Here is a 15,456-nt window from a genome sequence, read left to right on the forward strand (position 1 = left end):
GTCAAGACAGGCGCCCGACAATGACCACCGCCTTCGATTTCCAGGCCAGCTCCCTCGACGGCAGGCCCGTCGACCTCGCGGACTTTCGCGGCAAGGTGCTGCTGATCGTCAACACCGCGAGCCAGTGCGGCTTCACGCCCCAGTACAAGGGCCTGCAGGCGCTGCACGAGCGCTTCGGCGCGCAGGGCCTCGAGGTGCTCGCCTTTCCCTGCAACCAGTTCGGCGGGCAGGAGCCTGGCGACGCGCCGGAGATCGGCGCGTTCTGCGAGCGCAACTTCGGCGTGTCGTTCCCGCTCTTCGACAAGGTCGAGGTCAACGGCGAAGGAGCGCATCCGCTCTGGCGCTGGCTCACCGCGGAGGCGCCCGGTCTGCTGGGCAGCGAGGCGGTGAAGTGGAACTTCACCAAGTTCCTGGTGCGCCGCGACGGCTCGGTGTTCAAGCGCTACGCACCGCAGGCCGCGCCGGAATCGATCGCCGCGGACATCGAGCAGCTGCTGGCCGAAGCCGTCTGAGCGAATGCCCAGCCCGGCTTCGAGCCGGGCCACGGCGCCGGCTACTGCCAGCCGAAGTGACGGATGTACATCCGCTTCATCGCCGTCGTCAGCACGCCGTACCCGAGCAGGATGCCCGCCAGCCAGACGAAGTAGGCAGGCGGCAACGATTGCAGCTTGAAGTGCCCGGCCAGCGGCCCCATCGGCAGCCATACGCCAACGATCATGATCGCCACCGACATCGCCATCAGCGGAGCCGCGGCGCGGCTTTCGACGAAGGGCAGCTTCGGCGTGCGGATCATGTGCACGATGAGGGTCTGAGTCAGCAGTCCGACGACGAACCAGCCGGACTGGAACAAGGTCTGCTCCGCGACGGTGTCGGCCTTGAACACCCACCACATCATGGCAAAGGTCGTGATGTCGAACACTGAGCTGATCGGCCCGAAGAAGAGCATGAAGCGGCCGATGTCGGCCGGGTTCCATTTCAGCGGCGCGCGCACGAGTTCCTCGTCGACGTCGTCGAACGGAATGCCGGTCTGCGAGATGTCGTAGAGCAGGTTCTGCACCAGCAGGTGCAGCGGCAGCATCGGCAGGAACGGCAGGAACGCGCTCGCCACCAGCACCGAGAGCACGTTGCCGAAGTTCGAGCTTGCGGTCATGCGGATGTACTTCAGCATGTTGCAGAAGGTGGCTCGGCCTTCGACCACGCCGTCGTCGAGCACCATCAGGCTCTTTTCGAGCAGGATGATGTCGGCCGCCTCCTTGGCGATGTCGACCGCCGAATCGACCGAGATGCCGATGTCGGCGGCGCGCAGCGCCGGCGCGTCGTTGATCCCGTCGCCCATGAAGCCCACGACGTGCCCGCGGGCACGCAGGGCGCGCACGATGCGCTCCTTGTGCAGCGGCGTGAGCTTGGCGAAGACCTGGCAGCGCTCGGCGGCCTGCGCCAGCTCCTCTTCGCTCATGGCTTCGACCTGCGCGCCGAGCAGCACCTTCTCGGCAGACAGGCCGACCCGGCTGCACACGCTCGCGGCGACGAGCTCGTTGTCGCCGGTCAGCACCTTGACCTGGATGCCGTGCCCGGCCAGCGCCTTCAGCGCCGGTGCGGCCGACTCCTTCGGCGGATCCAGGAAGGCGATGTAGCCGACCAGCGTCAGGCCCGACTCGTCGGCAACCGAGTACCTGCTCTGAGCCGGCGGCAGCTCCTTCATCGCCACCGCCACCACGCGCAGACCGTCCTGGCTGAACTGTCGCGTGACGCGCTGGACGCGCTCGAGCAGGGCAGCATCGAGCGGCAGCACCTGCGGACCGCCGCCGTTCTCGATGCGCACATGAGTGCACACCGTCAGCATCTCCTCGATCGCCCCCTTGCAGATCAGCTCGTGGTGGTCGTCGAGTTCCGACACCACCACCGACATGCGCCGGCGGACGAAGTCGAACGGAATCTCATCGATCTTGCGGTAGTTCTGCTCCAGCTTGAGTTCGGCTTTCAGCTCGACGTGCTCCAGCACGGCGTGGTCGAGCAGGTTCTTCAGTCCGGTCTGGTAATGGCTGTTGAGAAAGGCCAGGTTGAGGACCTCCTCCGAAGCCTGACCGAAGACGTCGACGTGGCGGGCCAGCGCGATCTTGTCCTGGGTCAGCGTGCCGGTCTTGTCGGTGCACAGCACGTCCATCGCGCCGAAGTTCTGGATCGCGTCGAGCCGCTTGACGACGACCTTCCTGCGCGACAGCCGCACGGCGCCCTTGGCTAGCGTCGTCGTCACGATCATCGGCAGCATCTCCGGCGTGAGCCCCACCGCCACCGACAGCGCGAACAGGAAGGCCTGCAGCCAGTCGCCCTTGTCGATGCCGTTGATCAGCAGGACGATGGGCACCATCACCGCAGCGAAGCGGATCAGCAGCCAGCTGACGCTGTTGACGCCGGCCTGGAAGGCGTTGGGCGTGGTGTCGGTGGCCGTCGCCCGCGCCGCAAGAGCGCCGAAGTAGGTGTGCTTGCCGGTTGCAAGCACCAGCGCCGTGGCCGATCCGGAGACGACGCTGGTGCCCATGAAGACGAGGTTGCGCTGCTCGAGCGGTCCTGCGTCCCTGCTGCCGCCGTCGGCGTTCTTCTCCACTGGCAGCGACTCTCCGGTCATCGCCGCCTGGGCCACGAACAGATCCCGCGCGGTGAGCAGCCGGCAATCGGCGGGAATGATGTCGCCCGCCGACAGCGCGACCAGGTCGCCCGGCACCACATCGCGCCGCGAAACCTCCAGATGCGCCGCAGCCGCCTCGACGCCAGCCGCGGCCGGACCGGTGGGGCGCCGGATCACGGTGGCCTTGTTGCCAACCAGTGACCTCAGGCTCTCGGCCGCCCGGTGCGAGCGGCCTTCCTGCAGGAAGCGGATCGCGGTGCTCAGCACCACCATCGCGCCGATGACGATCGTTGCCTTGGCGTCTTCGGTCAGGTACGACAGCACCGCGAGCGCGGTCAGCAGCAGGTTGAACGGGTTGGCATAGCAATGCCACAGGTGCAGCCACCAGGGCAGCGGCTTCTCGTGCTCGACCTCGTTCGGGCCGCTGCCGAGCAGGCGCTCAGCGGCTTCGGCGGCGCTCAGGCCATCGGCGCGCGTCTCGAGTCGTGCAATCGCTGCGGCGGGCTCCTCGAGCGCGGCGCGCAACAGGTCCGGCGCGAGCCGGTCGGGAACGGGCTGCCCGGGGCCGCGAGCGGCGAGAAGGCCCGGCAGCACGGTCCGGCCGAAGTTTCCGAGCCGCCGGCGGCGGCGCAGGAAGCTGCTGAACCAATGGGTCAGAAGGTCGAACACCGAACCTCAACCGGAATTGCTTTCATCGACATCGGCGCAGTCGAACCCCGCATCGTGCAGGGCCTGCACCACGCGCGCCAGGTGCGCCGGACCGCGGGTGCTGACCGTCACCTCGATGCGCGTATGGTGCACCGGCAGCGCGGCGAACGCACGCTGGTGATTCACCTCGACGATGTTGGCGCCCTGCGCGCCGAGCACGGTCGCGATCGCGGCCAGCGCGCCGGGGGCGTCGCGGGCGCCGATCCGCAGCCGCGCAAGCCGACGGGTGCGCACCATCTGCCGCTGGATCGCATCGGCCAGGGTCAGCGGGTCGATGTTGCCGCCGCTGAGCACCAGCCCCACCCGGCGGCCCGCGAAGCGCGCGGGGTCGTCGAGCACCGCCGCAAGGCCGGCAGCTCCCGCGCCCTCGACGACGCTCTTCTCGATCTCCAGCAGCGTCACCACGGCCTGCTCCAGCCGCGCCTCCGACACCAGCCGGATCTCGTCGACGTGGCGCCGGATCAGCGCCATCGTCAGCTCGCCCGGCCGCTCGACGGCGATGCCGTCGGCGATCGTGGGTCCGCCGGACAGCGGGGCATCGGACGGCAGGGCTTCGCCGCGCGCCTCGCGCAGCGCGCGCCAGGCGGCCGGATAGAGCTCGGCCTGCACGCCGACGATGCCGATGTCCGGGCGCAGGTGCCGCGCCGCCACCGCCATCCCGGCGATCAGCCCGCCGCCGCCGACCGGCACCACCAGCAGCTCCGGCTGGGGGCCGGTCTCGAGCATTTCGAGCGCGACGGTGCCCTGGCCGGCCACCGTGAGCGGATCGTCGTAGGGGTGGATCACCGTCAGGCCGCGCTGGTCGGCGAGCCGCAGCATGGCCTGGCGCGCCTGCTCGAAGGTCTCGCCTGCGAGCAGAACCTCGGCGCCGAGCGCCTCGGTGTTCTCCACCTTCACGAAGGGCGCGAAGCGGGGCATCACGATGGTGGCTGGTATTCCCAGCCGCTGCGCATGCCAGGCGACGCCCTGCGCGTGGTTGCCGGCCGAGACCGCGATGACGCCGCGGGCGCACTCGCCGGCGTCCAGCGCCAGCAGGCGGTTCAGCGCGCCGCGTTCCTTGAACGAGGCGGTGAACTGCAGGTTCTCGAACTTCAGGTAAAGCTCGCAGCCGGCGATCGCCGACAGCGTGCGCGAGTGCAGGAAGGGGGTGTCCGAAACCTGGCCGCGGATGCGTTCGTGCGCGGCGAGCACGTCGCCCGCCACGACCGCATCCGCGCCCATGTTCAGCGTCCGGTGAACTTCGGCGGCCGGCGCTCGACGAAGGAGCGCACGCCCTCGGCCGCGTCCTCGCTGGCGGCCAGGATCGCCTGGCGTTCGTCGAACTCCGCGATCGCGGCGGCGGGGCCATGCTCGACGCCCAGGCGCACGCTGCGGATGGTCTCGCGCACCGCCAGCGGCGCGACCGCGGCGATCCGCTGCGCGATCGCCATCGCCTCGTCGAACTCCGAACCGACGGGCACCACCTTCTGCACGAAGCCCAGCCGGAAGGCGGTGGCAGAGTCGAACTCGTCGCCGGTGAGCAGGTAGAGCATCGCGTTGCCGACGCCGGCACGGTCGGCCATGCGCACCGTGGCGCCGCCGGTGGCGAAGATGCCACGCTTGACCTCGAGCTGGCTGAAGCGGCAGTCGTCGGCGGCCACCACGATGTCGCCCGCGAGCATCAGCTCGATTCCCGCAGTGAAGCAGATGCCCTTGACCGCCGACACCACCGGCTTGGTGCGCCGGCGCCGCTCGGGCCTCAGGTCGAAGGGGTCGACCAGCTCGGACGAGGCCAGCGGCTTGCCGGCCTTCATGATGTCGGCCCAGCGGGGCAGGTCGAGCCCGGCGGTGAAGTGTTTGCCGTTGGCGCGAACCACGCCCACCCGCAGCTCAGGGTCGTCCTCCAGCAGCGTGTAGGCCTCGGCGAGCTGCACTGACATCTCGGGAGTGAAGCCGTTGAATTTCTCGGGACGGTCGAGCGTGATGACGAGGACGTGGCCGTCGCGCTCTGCGGTGATGCGGCCGGTGTCGGCGGGAGCCTGGCTCATGGCGGTCATGGGTTCCTGTGATCGTTTAGACTCCGCACAACTTAGCAGGATCGCCATCGCCATGCTCGACAACACGCAGGAATTCGAACGCGCCCAGCGGGTGCTCGTCGGCGGGGTCAACTCCGCGGTGCGGGCCTTCCGCGCCGTGGGCGGCACGCCCCGCTTCATCGCCCGCGCCGAGGGCGCCTACATGTGGGACGTCGAGGGCCGGCGCTACATCGACTATCTCGGTTCCTGGGGGCCGATGATCGTCGGTCATTCGCACCCGAAGGTGGTGGCTGCGGTGCGCGAGGCCGCGGGGCGCGGCCTGTCCTACGGCGCGCCCAATGTCCTGGAGTCCGAGCTCGCCGAGCGCATCTGCGCGCTGTTCCCGCAGGTGGAGCGGGTGCGCTTCACCAGCTCGGGCACCGAGTCCGCGATGTCGGCGCTGCGGCTGGCGCGCGGCTACACGGGCCGCACGAAGATCGTGAAGTTCGAGGGCTGCTACCACGGCACCGCCGACAGCCTGCTGGTCAAGGCAGGTTCCGGGGCGCTCGCCTTCGGCACCCCCAGTTCCGCAGGCGTGCCCGAGGACGTGGTGCGCCATACGCTGGTGGCGCGCTTCAACGACCTGGCCAGCGTCGAAGCCTTCTTCGTGCAGCATCCGGACGAGATCGCCTGCGTGATCGTCGAGCCGATCGCCGGCAACATGAACCTGATCCTCCCCGAGCCTGGCTTCCACGAAGGCCTGCGCCGGCTGTGCACGCAGCATGGCGCGCTGCTGATCTTCGACGAGGTGATGACCGGCTTCAGGGTCGCGCTCGGCGGCGCCCAGCAGGTGCTGGGCGTCACGCCCGACCTCTCCGCCTTCGGCAAGGTGATCGGCGGCGGCATGCCGGTCGGCGCGGTCGCGGGTCCTGCGCGCATCATGGACATGATGGCGCCGCTGGGCCCGGTCTACCAGGCGGGCACCCTGTCCGGGAACCCGCTGGCGATGGCCGCCGGGCTGGCCACGCTCGAGCTGATCTCCGAACCGGGCTTCTTCGACGAGGTGTCCCGGCGCTGCGCGCGGCTGGTGGCCGGGCTCAACGAGGCTGCGCGGGTTGCGGGCGTGGCCTTCTGCGCGCAGTCGGAGGGTGCGATGGCGGGCTGCTACATGCTCGCTTCGCCGCCGCGCTTCTTCGAGGAGGTGCAGAGCCAGGACGTCGAGCGCTTCAAGCGCTTCTATCACCTGATGCTCGACGCCGGCGTCTATCTGCCGCCGTCGCCGGTCGAGGCCTTCTTCTTCTCCGGTGCCCACGGCGACGCAGAGATCGACGCGACCATCGACGCCGCGCACCGGGCGCTGGCCGCGGTGGCCTGAACATGGCGGGCGCTGATCAGCGGGCGGACCCGCCTGCGGGCAGGGGCGGCGCGGCGGGTGCTCCGGGTGCCTCGCCTGCGCAGGGCGCGCCGCAGCCGGACGGCGGCTGGCTGCCGGTGCTGCTGTTCGGCTGCGCGATCCTGGTGATCTCGACGGGCGCGCGCTCCTCGTTCGGGCTGTTCATGCCCGAGATGACGCAGGCGCGCGGCTGGTCGCGCGAGACCTTCTCGCTGGCGATCGCGCTGCAGAACCTGATGTGGGGGCTGGGCGGCTCTTTGCTGGGCGCGATGGCCGACCGCTTCGGATCGATGCGCACGCTGCTGTTCGGGGCGCTGCTCTACGTCGCGGGCTTCTTCGGCATGGCCTGGGCCGAGAGCGGTCTCACCCTGTCGCTGACCGCCGGCATGCTGATGGGCGTGGCCATCGGCGGCACCAGCTTCGGCATCATCCTGGCCACCCTGGGCAAGGTGGTGCCGCCCGAGAAGCGCAGCCTGGCCTTCGGCATCGGCGTGGCCGCAGGCTCGTTCGGCCAGTTCCTGTTCCTGCCGCTGACCGGCGTGCTGCTGTCGGCCATCGGCTGGCAGGCGGCGCTGCTGGTGCATGCTGGCCTGGTCGCGCTGATCCTGCTGCTCGCGCTGGGCGTGCGCGGCGACGTGCCGCTGGCGGGTCCGGTCGCGCCCGGCGAGCGCATGGGCGCCGCGATGCGCGGCGCGCTCGGCGACCGCAGCTTCCACCTGCTGTTCTGGGGCTACTTCGTCTGCGGGCTGCAGGTCGTGTTCCTGGCGCTGCACCTGCCCGCCTACCTGATGGACAAGGGCATGCCGGCACAGATCGGCGCCAACGCGGTGGCGCTGATCGGACTGTTCAACGTGATCGGCGCGTTCTCGGCCGGTGTGCTCGGCCAGCGGATGTCCAAGAAATGGCTGCTCGCGTCGATCTACATCGCGCGCTCGATCGTCATCTCGATCTTCCTGCTGCTGCCGCTGAGCGCCTGGTCGGTGTACGTGTTCAGTGCGGTCACCGGCCTGCTATGGCTGTCGACGGTGCCGATCACCAACGCGCTGGTCGGCCAGATCTGGGGCGTGCGCCACCTGGGGCTGCTCGGCGGAGTGATCTTCCTTGGCCACCAGATCGGCAGCTTCCTGGGCGCCTGGCTGGGCGGGCGCATCTTCGACACCACCGGTTCCTACGACTGGGCCTGGGCGATGGTGATTGCCTTCGGCCTGTTCGCTGCAGTGATGCACGCGCCGATCGACCAGCGGCCGCTGACGGCGCGCCGGCCGGCGCCTGCCTGATGGAGCGCGGCTTCTTCGCAGCGGGCGCGCTGTCCGCGCTGTTCGGGGTCGCTGCCGGCGCCTTCGGGGCGCATGGGCTGCGGGCCATCGTTGCACCGGACCTGCTCGTCGTCTTCGAGACAGGCGCCCGCTACCAGATGTACCACGCGTTCGCCCTGCTGGCGGTGGCCGGGGCGGCAACGCGCTGGCCCGGGCCGCGGGTGCGCGCCGCCGGCTGGCTGTTCGTCGCCGGCACGCTGCTGTTCAGCGGCAGCCTCTACCTGCTTGCGCTGACCGGCGCGCGCGGCCTCGGCGCGGTCACGCCCTTCGGGGGGCTGGCCTTCATCGCCGGCTGGGCCTGCCTCGCGTCGGCGCCCTGGGGCAGGGGGCGCACCAGGTTTTCACACGAGGAGACGACATGACCCAGGCAGCATCCGACGAAGTCCTGTACGAAGTCAGCGAGCGCGTCGCGACGATCACGCTGAACGCCGCCCAGCGGATGAACACCATCTCGCGCACGATGCTCGATGCGCTCACCGCCGCGCTGGTGCGTGCCGACGAGGACCGCGAGGTGCGCTGCGTGATCCTCACCGGGGCCGGACGCGCCTTCTGTGCCGGCCTGGACGTCACCGCGATGGCGCAGGGCAGGGACACCGGCATCCTGAGCGGCGGCGCGGTGCGGCCCACGCTCGATCTGCGCAACACCCCGCCCACCGTGCTGCACGCGATGGACAAGCCGGTGATCTGCGCGGTCAATGGCGGGGCTGCCGGTTACGGCATGGACCTCGCGCTGGGCTGCGACATCCGGATCATGGCCGAGCCGGCCAAGCTCGCCGCGGCCTTCTGCAAGCGCGGCGTGCTGCCCGAGTCCGGCAGCACCTGGCTGCTGCCGCGGATGATCGGCTGGTCGAAGGCGGCGCAGCTGATCTTCACCGGCCGCACCCTGACGGCGCAGGAGTGCGTCGAATGGGGGCTGGCCTCCGAGGTGGTGGCCGCCGATGCGCTGGCCGCGCGGGCGCGCGAGCTTGCCCTCGAGATCGCAGCCAACGCCCCGCTGGCCGTCCAGGCCTCCAAGCGGATGATGCGCATGGGCTGGAACGAGACCTTCCAGGACCATGTCCACCACGTCTACCTGCAGCTGCTGCCGCTGGCGCAGTCCGAGGACACCAAGGAGGGCATGCGCGCGTTCGCAGAGCGCCGCGAGCCGCGCTTCGAGGGGCGCTGAGGCGAGGCGACCAGGCCGCCGATCCGGCATGGACGGCGGGCCCGGCCTCGCCGGTCTGCCGTTGTCCGGCGGGCCCTCCGGCCGGGCGCGGTCCTCAGTGCAGGGTTCGGCCGTCGCCCGCAGCGCGGCGCCGGCCGCGGAACACCGTCTGCATCACTCGCGTGGTGCCGAGAATGATCAGCTGCTGATCGATCACGTGGCCGCTGTCGGCGACGATGTCCAGCGTGGCCTCGGTGCCGCTCGCGTGCAGCGCGCGCAGAGCCTGGTGGGCGTGCACCACGGGCACCAGGCTGTCGAATTCGCCGTGCAGCAGGTGGACGGTGGCGTCCAGGCGCTCGCCGCTGCGGATCGGGCGCGCCAGCCGCCCCGCGTAGGCGACGACGATTGCCGCCAGCCCGGGCCGGTTGCGCACCATCTCCAGCGCCACGGTGGCGCCCTGCGAGAAGCCGACCAGCACGGTGCGCTCCGCATCCACTCCAGTCGACTGCTGCAGCACTGCCACGCGCTGCGCGAGCCGCGCCGCGGCAAGGGCGGCGCGTTCGGCGCGGTCGGCAGCCACCGCCCGGGTGTCGAACCAGTCGTGGGCGGCGCCTCCCGGGTGGGCCTCCGGGCCCTGCAGGATCGCCGCCTGGGCGCCGGGAAACTTCAGCTGCCAGGCCAGCGCCACCGGTGCGAAGGCCTCCGGGCTCGAGCCCGCGCCGTGCAGGAACACGAGCAGGCGCCGCGGGGCCTCGGGGGACATCGGCGGCAGTTCGAGCCAGAGCTGTTCGCGGTTCTGCATCGATCGGATTCCTCGGCCGTCCAGGCTGTTCCGGAGCTGATCTAGAGGATCCGGGTGCCGATCCACCAGGCGATGGCGGCCATCAGCGCCGACGCGGGGATCGTGAGCACCCAGGCCCAGACGATGTTGCTGGCCACGCCCCAGCGCACCGCCGAGATCTTCTGCGAGGCTCCGACCCCGACGATCGAGCCGGTGATGGTGTGGGTGGTGGAGACCGGGATGCCGAAGGCGGATGCGAGGAAGAGCGTGACCGCGCCGCCGGTCTCGGCGCAGAACCCGCCGACCGGCTTGAGCTTGGTGATCTTCTGGCCCATGGTCTTGACGATGCGCCAGCCGCCGAACATCGTGCCCGCGGCGATCGCCACGTAGCAGGACACGATGACCCAGGTCGGCGGCAGCGCGTCCTGGGCCGAGCTGACTCCGGCGGCGATCAGCAGCAGCCAGATGATTCCCATCGTCTTCTGCGCGTCGTTGCTGCCGTGGCCCAGGCTGTACATCGCCGAGGACAGCAGCTGCAGGCGCCGGAACCAGCGGTCGGTGCCGCGGGGCGTCGCCTTGAAGAATATCCATGACACCGCGATCATCAGCATCGCGCCGAGCACGAAGCCAAGCAGCGGCGAGACCAGGATGAACACCGCCGTCTTGAGGATGCCGCTGGCCACCAGCGCCCCGGTGCCGGCCTTGGCGATGGTGGCGCCGATCATGCCGCCGATCAGCGCGTGCGACGAGCTCGACGGGATGCCGTAGTACCAGGTGATCACGTTCCAGGCGATCGCGCCCATCAGCGCGCCGAAGATCACGTACTGGTCGACCACGGAGGGGTCGACGATGCCCTTGCCGACGGTGCCCGCCACCTTCAGCTGGAAGATGAAGATCGCCACGAAGTTGAAGAAGGCCGCCCAGACGACTGCCTGGTAGGGCTTGAGCACGCCGGTCGACACCACGGTGGCGATCGAATTCGCCGCGTCGTGGAAGCCGTTCATGAAGTCGAAGAGCAGCGCCAGTCCGACCAGCATTGCCAGCATCGCGAAGGTGATCTGCAGCTCGCTCATGCGCCCCGTATTCCGCTCGATGTCCGTCTGGGCGCCGTCAGGCGTTCTCGAGCACGACGCTCTCGATGATGTTGGCGACGTCCTCGCACTTGTCCGAGACGGCTTCGAGCAGCTCGTAGATCGCCTTGAGCTTGATCAGCTGGCGCACGTCGCTCTCGTCGCGGAACAGCCTGGACATCGCCGAGCGCATCACCCGGTCCGCGTCGGACTCGAGCTGGTCGATCTCGCCGCAGACCTTCAGGATGGCCTCGGCGTTCTCCATGTCCGAGAGCATGCCCACCGCCGCCTGCACGCGCTCGCAGCACATCTGGTTGAGGTCGGCAAGCTGCTGCGCCTCCGGGGTGATGCGCTGGAGGTCGTAGAGCATCGCCGACTCCGCCACGTCCTGGATCAGGTCGAGGATGTCGTCCATCCGCGTGATCAGCTGGTGGATGCTGTCGCGGTCGAGCGGAGTGATGAAGGTCTTGTGCAGCAGGTGCACCGTCTCGTGCGTGATGCGGTCGGCATTCTTCTCCTCGCGGTCGATCTCGTCGATGCCCGCCTGGCGCAACTCCAGATTGGCGTAGTTCGACATCAGCGACGCGAGCGCGCGGCTGCCCGCCGCGATATGGGCGGCGTGCTGGTCGAAGAGGTTGAAGAACTTGCCCTCGCGGGGCATCAGGCTGCCGAACATGAGCGATGTCTCGGGGTTGGACCGTTGAAGGCGGGCGAAGGGTAACAGATATGCACTGAGAATCGCTGTCGGGGGCGGCTGGATTCAGCCGCGCGCCCGTCGGCGGATGCAGTCCAGGTAGGCTTGTCCGTCGGGCTGCGTACGCTCGCGCTGGGCGCGCCACACCGTTTCGCCCAGGCATTCCATGATCTCGTGGGCAGCAGCGTGCGCCGAACCGTGCCGATGCGCCAGCGCCTCGTGCGCGGCCCGGATTCCCGTGGGGTGGTCGATCGACAACTGCTCGGAGATCGCCAGGTGCATCGACAGGTGCAGGAAGGGGTTGGTGCGCCCGGCGTCGCCGCCGTAGTCGGCGGCCAGCGCGCGCTCCACGTCGGCCAGGTCCTCGTGGTACTCCGGGTGCTCGAGGATCCAGTCGAGCGCCATCGCCTCCAGCGGCGTCAGCACCTCGGCTGCGCGGTGCTTGCGCCAGGCGCCGCAGAAGAAGCGGCGGACGTCGGCCTGGGAGGGATCGAACATGGTCTGGCTCAGCTCCGGGGTGGCGGGGTCTTGTCGGGGTGCTCGCAGAGGTCGGCGATCGGGCAGCGCCAGCACTCCGGCCGCCTGGCCTTGCAGATGTAGCGCCCGTGCAGGATCAGCCAGTGGTGCGCGTCGCGCCGGAACTCGGCCGGCACGTTGCGCAGCAGCCGCTGCTCGACCTCGAGCGGATTGCGCCCCTGGGCGATGCGCGTGCGGTTCGAGACCCTGAAGATGTGGGTGTCGACCGCGATCGTCGGCTCGCCGAAGGCGGTGTTCAGCACCACGTTGGCGGTCTTGCGTCCGACGCCGGGTAATGCCTCGAGGGCTTCGCGCGTGCGCGGCACCTCGCCGTCGTGGTGCTCGACCAGCAGACGGCAGGTCTCCACCAGGTGGCGTGCCTTGGACCGATACAGACCAATGGTGCGGATGTACTGCTCCAGGCCCTCGACGCCGAGCGCCAGGATCGCCGCGGGGGTGCTGGCCACCGGGAACAGGCGCCGTGTGGCCTCGTTGACGCCGCGGTCGGTGGCCTGGGCGGACAGCAGCACCGCTGCCAGCAGCTCGAATGGCGTGCCGTACTCGAGCTCGGTGGTCGGCTCGGGGTTCAACGCGCGCAGCCGCGCGAAGATCTCGTGGCGCTTGCCTGCGTTCATTCCGGTGGCGCGCTCAGCGGGGTGCGCCAGCCGCGAGGCGCTCGCGCGCGCGGCGCACCGCGGCGTCGATCAGCGCCCGGCGCCGGTCGCCGTCGAATCGGGCAGGCGCAGCGCCTTTCACAGCCTGGACGCCTGCGGCCGGGCGCTCGCCCTCGTCGGCACGGACGCCTTCGTCCGGCCGGGCGCCCTTGTCGGCTTGACCCGCGGTGGCCGCCGGAGCCACTGCGTGGCGTTCCAGCCTGCGGTCCTGTTCGATGCTGTCGGACTGCAGTCGCGCGCGGCGGCGCTCGAAGCGCTCGCGCGCGGCGGCCGCGTCCCCGGCGCTCCAGAGCGTGGCCCGGCGCCTGGGCGGCGCCATCGAGATGCAGTCCACCGGGCAGGCAGGCACGCACAGATCGCATCCGCTGCACAGCGCCTCGGCCACGGTGTGCATGCGCCGGGCGGCGCCGATGATCGCGTCAACCGGGCAGGCCGCGATGCACTTGGTGCAGCCGATGCACAGCGAAGCGTCGATCCGGGCAACCTGCAGCGGACCTTCGCTGCCGCAGTCGGCGTCGAGCGGCGCCGGGACGGCGCCGGTCAGCGCCGCCAGCTTGGCGATCCCCAGTGCGCCGCCGGGCGGGCAGCGGTTGATCGCAGCCTCGCCGGCGGCGATCGCTTCCGCGTAGGGCCGGCAGCCCTCGTACCCGCACTTGGTGCACTGGGTCTGCGGAAGGATCGCGTCGATGCGGTCGGCGAGCGCTCCGGTCATGCCTGCAGGGTCGCGGCCCTCAGGCTGCCGCGCTCAGGTGGCGGCCGATCCGCTGCGGGTGCGCGCGGATGAACTCGCCAACCTGCGGACAGATGCTCTCGCGCCAGCGCCGGCCGCTGAAGATGCCGTAGTGACCCACCCGAGGTGCGGTGAGGTGCTGGCGATGCTCGGCGGGGATGTTGCTGCACAGCGCGTGGGCGGCGCGGGTCTGGCCTGAGCCGGAGATGTCGTCGAGCTCGCCCTCGATCGTGAACAGCGCGGTGCCCCGGATGTCCTCGGGAGCCACGCGGATGGTGCGGCCCTGGTAGCGCACGTCCCACAGACCGCGGGGCAGCAGGTGGTCCTGGAAGACCGTGCCGATCGTGTCCAGGTAGTACTCGGCCGGCATGTCGAGCACCGCGTTGTACTCGTCGTAGAACTTGCGGTGCTCCTCGGCATCGCCGTCGATTCCGCGCACCAGGTCCTGGTAGTAGTCCCAATGGGAGTTCAGGTGGCGGTCCGGGTTCATCGCGACGAAGCCGGCGTGCTGCAGAAAGCCCGGGTAGACGCGTCTGCCCACCCCTGGATACTTGGCCGGCACCGTGTGGATGACGTTGTTCTCGAACCAGGCGTGGCTGCGGGTCGTGGCCAGGTTGTTGACTTCGGTGGGGCTCTCGCGCGTGTCGATCGGCCCGCCCATCATGGTCATGGAGAGCGGCTGGTTGTCGTCCTTGAGCGTGGCCATCAGCGAGACGGCGGCGAGCACCGGCACCGTGGGCTGGCAGACCGAGAGCAGGTGGACGTCGGGCCCGAGATGCCGGATGAACTCGATCGCATAGCCGATGTAGTCGTCCAGGTGGAAGGCGCCGTGCGCCATCGGCACCATCCGGGCGTCGATCCAGTCGGTGATGTAGACCTCATGGTCGGGCAGCAGCGCCCGCACGGTATCGCGCAGCAGCGTGGCATGGTGGCCCGACAGCGGTGCGAACACCAGGATCTTGGGGTCGTCGTGGTGCTGGGAGAGCGCCTTGGGCAGCATGCGGTCGAACTTGAGCAGCCGGCAGAAGGGCCGCGAGAGTTCGATGCGCTCGGCCACCGTCACTTCCTGGCCCTCGATGACCGTGGTGCGGATGCCGAATTCAGGCTTCTCGTATTCCTTGCCCAGCCGGTGCAGCAGCTCGAAGCCGGCCGACGCGCGCCGCGCGAATGGCAGCATCGACAAGGGGCTGTAGGGGTTCACGTAGAGCTTGCTCATCGAGCCCGCCCAATCGGACAGCGGGGTGAGCACGGCCCGTTGGGCTTCGCGCATTTCGTAGAGCATGGTTCGGAATTCCTGTGATGCCACCGGACTGGCGGATTAAGCGTTCAGTTTACGGCTGCATGACGCGATGCACAATCGGCATCAATCCCGAAGGAAACCTGCGCGATTCAGGGAATTCGGACCCGCTGCGGCGGGCGGACCGCAAGGCCGGTCAGCGCTGCAGCTGGTCCAGCTTGCTCTTCGCGTCCTTCCAGTCGTCGGCGTCCGGCAGCGGCTCCTTGGTGCGCGTGATGCTGGGCCACTCCTTGGCCAGTTCGGCGTTCAGCTCGATGAACTGCTGCTGCGACTTGGGCACATCCTCCTCGGCGACGATCGCCTCCACCGGGCACTCTGGAATGCACACCGCACAGTCGATGCACTCGTCCGGATCGATGACGAGCATGTTCGGTCCTTCCCGGAAGCAGTCGACCGGACAGACGTCTACGCAGTCGGTGTACTTGCAGCGGATGCAGGAGTCGAGAACGACGTGGGTCATGGTGGTAGGTGTCCTTCAGGATTGACGCGGATTCTACCGTGGCGTACCTTTTC

At 69.6% G+C, this 15,456-nt stretch carries 16 protein-coding genes; 5 read left to right on the top strand and 11 right to left on the bottom strand.

All coding sequences use genetic code 11. The features are described 5' to 3' along the window. Positions 1 to 20: 20 nt before the first annotated feature. Complete coding sequence (locus tag HNQ70_RS04875; protein ID WP_183964829.1) at positions 21 to 512, top strand: glutathione peroxidase; 492 nt, start codon at positions 21 to 23, stop codon at positions 510 to 512. A gap of 41 nt (positions 513 to 553) precedes the next feature. Here the strand turns inward: HNQ70_RS04875 and mgtA are convergent, their stop codons facing one another. Genes mgtA through HNQ70_RS04890 form a run of 3 tightly spaced genes read right to left on the bottom strand, consistent with a single transcriptional unit; the run spans position 554 to position 5,370 of the window. Then, positions 554 to 3,295 (bottom strand): magnesium-translocating P-type ATPase, encoded by a 2,742-nt coding sequence (gene mgtA, locus HNQ70_RS04880; RefSeq protein ID WP_183964832.1) that lies wholly within the window; start codon positions 3,293 to 3,295, stop codon positions 554 to 556. A gap of 6 nt (positions 3,296 to 3,301) precedes the next feature. Next, a complete protein-coding gene (locus tag HNQ70_RS04885) occupies positions 3,302 to 4,555 on the bottom strand; it encodes a threonine ammonia-lyase (protein WP_183964833.1) in 1,254 nt (417 codons plus the stop codon). Positions 4,556 to 4,557: 2 nt separating this feature from the next. Continuing rightward, positions 4,558 to 5,370 carry a crotonase/enoyl-CoA hydratase family protein gene (locus HNQ70_RS04890; protein ID WP_183964835.1) on the bottom strand — a complete coding sequence of 271 codons (813 nt, stop codon included), beginning with the start codon at positions 5,368 to 5,370 and terminating at the stop codon, positions 4,558 to 4,560. Here HNQ70_RS04890 and hemL point away from each other — a divergent pair. From hemL to HNQ70_RS04910, 4 genes are read left to right on the top strand one after another with little or no spacing between them, the layout of a single operon-like run. Next, complete coding sequence (gene hemL, locus HNQ70_RS04895) at positions 5,330 to 6,703, top strand: glutamate-1-semialdehyde 2,1-aminomutase (RefSeq protein WP_425504330.1); 1,374 nt, start codon at positions 5,330 to 5,332, stop codon at positions 6,701 to 6,703. The two genes, HNQ70_RS04890 and hemL, sit on opposite strands and share 41 nt — an antisense overlap. A gap of 2 nt (positions 6,704 to 6,705) precedes the next feature. Continuing rightward, on the top strand, positions 6,706 to 7,998 hold the full coding sequence (locus HNQ70_RS04900) for an MFS transporter (RefSeq protein WP_183964840.1): 1,293 nt from the start codon (positions 6,706 to 6,708) through the stop codon (positions 7,996 to 7,998). Further along, positions 7,998 to 8,399 carry a DUF423 domain-containing protein gene (locus HNQ70_RS04905; RefSeq protein ID WP_183964842.1) on the top strand — a complete coding sequence of 134 codons (402 nt, stop codon included), beginning with the start codon at positions 7,998 to 8,000 and terminating at the stop codon, positions 8,397 to 8,399. Before HNQ70_RS04900 ends, HNQ70_RS04905 begins: the two co-directional genes overlap by 1 nt. Further along, positions 8,396 to 9,202 carry an enoyl-CoA hydratase/isomerase family protein gene (locus tag HNQ70_RS04910; protein ID WP_183964844.1) on the top strand — a complete coding sequence of 269 codons (807 nt, stop codon included), beginning with the start codon at positions 8,396 to 8,398 and terminating at the stop codon, positions 9,200 to 9,202. The genes HNQ70_RS04905 and HNQ70_RS04910 overlap by 4 nt, the downstream gene beginning before the upstream one ends. Before the next feature lie 94 nt (positions 9,203 to 9,296). Here HNQ70_RS04910 and HNQ70_RS04915 read toward each other — a convergent pair whose 3' ends face one another. The 8 genes from HNQ70_RS04915 to fdxA form a co-directional block, all read right to left on the bottom strand. Further along, on the bottom strand, positions 9,297 to 9,983 hold the full coding sequence (locus tag HNQ70_RS04915; protein ID WP_183964846.1) for a dienelactone hydrolase family protein: 687 nt from the start codon (positions 9,981 to 9,983) through the stop codon (positions 9,297 to 9,299). Positions 9,984 to 10,024: 41 nt separating this feature from the next. Continuing rightward, positions 10,025 to 11,035: an inorganic phosphate transporter gene (locus HNQ70_RS04920; RefSeq protein WP_183964848.1), complete on the bottom strand. Its 1,011-nt coding sequence runs from the start codon at positions 11,033 to 11,035 to the stop codon at positions 10,025 to 10,027. 37 nt (positions 11,036 to 11,072) lie between these two features. Beyond that, positions 11,073 to 11,708: a DUF47 domain-containing protein gene (locus HNQ70_RS04925; protein WP_183964850.1), complete on the bottom strand. Its 636-nt coding sequence runs from the start codon at positions 11,706 to 11,708 to the stop codon at positions 11,073 to 11,075. Positions 11,709 to 11,792: 84 nt separating this feature from the next. Then, entirely contained in the window at positions 11,793 to 12,224 is a 432-nt protein-coding gene (locus HNQ70_RS04930; RefSeq protein ID WP_183964852.1) for a DUF1841 family protein, read from the bottom strand. Positions 12,225 to 12,232: 8 nt separating this feature from the next. After that, positions 12,233 to 12,877 (bottom strand): endonuclease III, encoded by a 645-nt coding sequence (gene nth / locus HNQ70_RS04935; protein ID WP_183964854.1) that lies wholly within the window; start codon positions 12,875 to 12,877, stop codon positions 12,233 to 12,235. Between the two features lie 13 nt (positions 12,878 to 12,890). After that, a complete protein-coding gene (locus tag HNQ70_RS04940) occupies positions 12,891 to 13,628 on the bottom strand; it encodes an RnfABCDGE type electron transport complex subunit B (RefSeq protein ID WP_183964856.1) in 738 nt (245 codons plus the stop codon). 19 nt (positions 13,629 to 13,647) lie between these two features. Beyond that, the gene (locus tag HNQ70_RS04945; RefSeq protein ID WP_183964858.1) at positions 13,648 to 14,928 is read right to left on the bottom strand and encodes a polyhydroxyalkanoate depolymerase; all 1,281 of its coding nucleotides are present in this window, start codon (positions 14,926 to 14,928) and stop codon (positions 13,648 to 13,650) included. Between the two features lie 151 nt (positions 14,929 to 15,079). Next, positions 15,080 to 15,403 carry a ferredoxin FdxA gene (fdxA, locus tag HNQ70_RS04950; RefSeq protein WP_183964860.1) on the bottom strand — a complete coding sequence of 108 codons (324 nt, stop codon included), beginning with the start codon at positions 15,401 to 15,403 and terminating at the stop codon, positions 15,080 to 15,082. Positions 15,404 to 15,456 lie beyond the last annotated feature (53 nt).

This window comes from Quisquiliibacterium transsilvanicum (assembly GCF_014202215.1).
In the GTDB taxonomy this organism is placed as follows: Bacteria; Pseudomonadota; Gammaproteobacteria; order Burkholderiales; family Burkholderiaceae_E; genus Quisquiliibacterium; species Quisquiliibacterium transsilvanicum.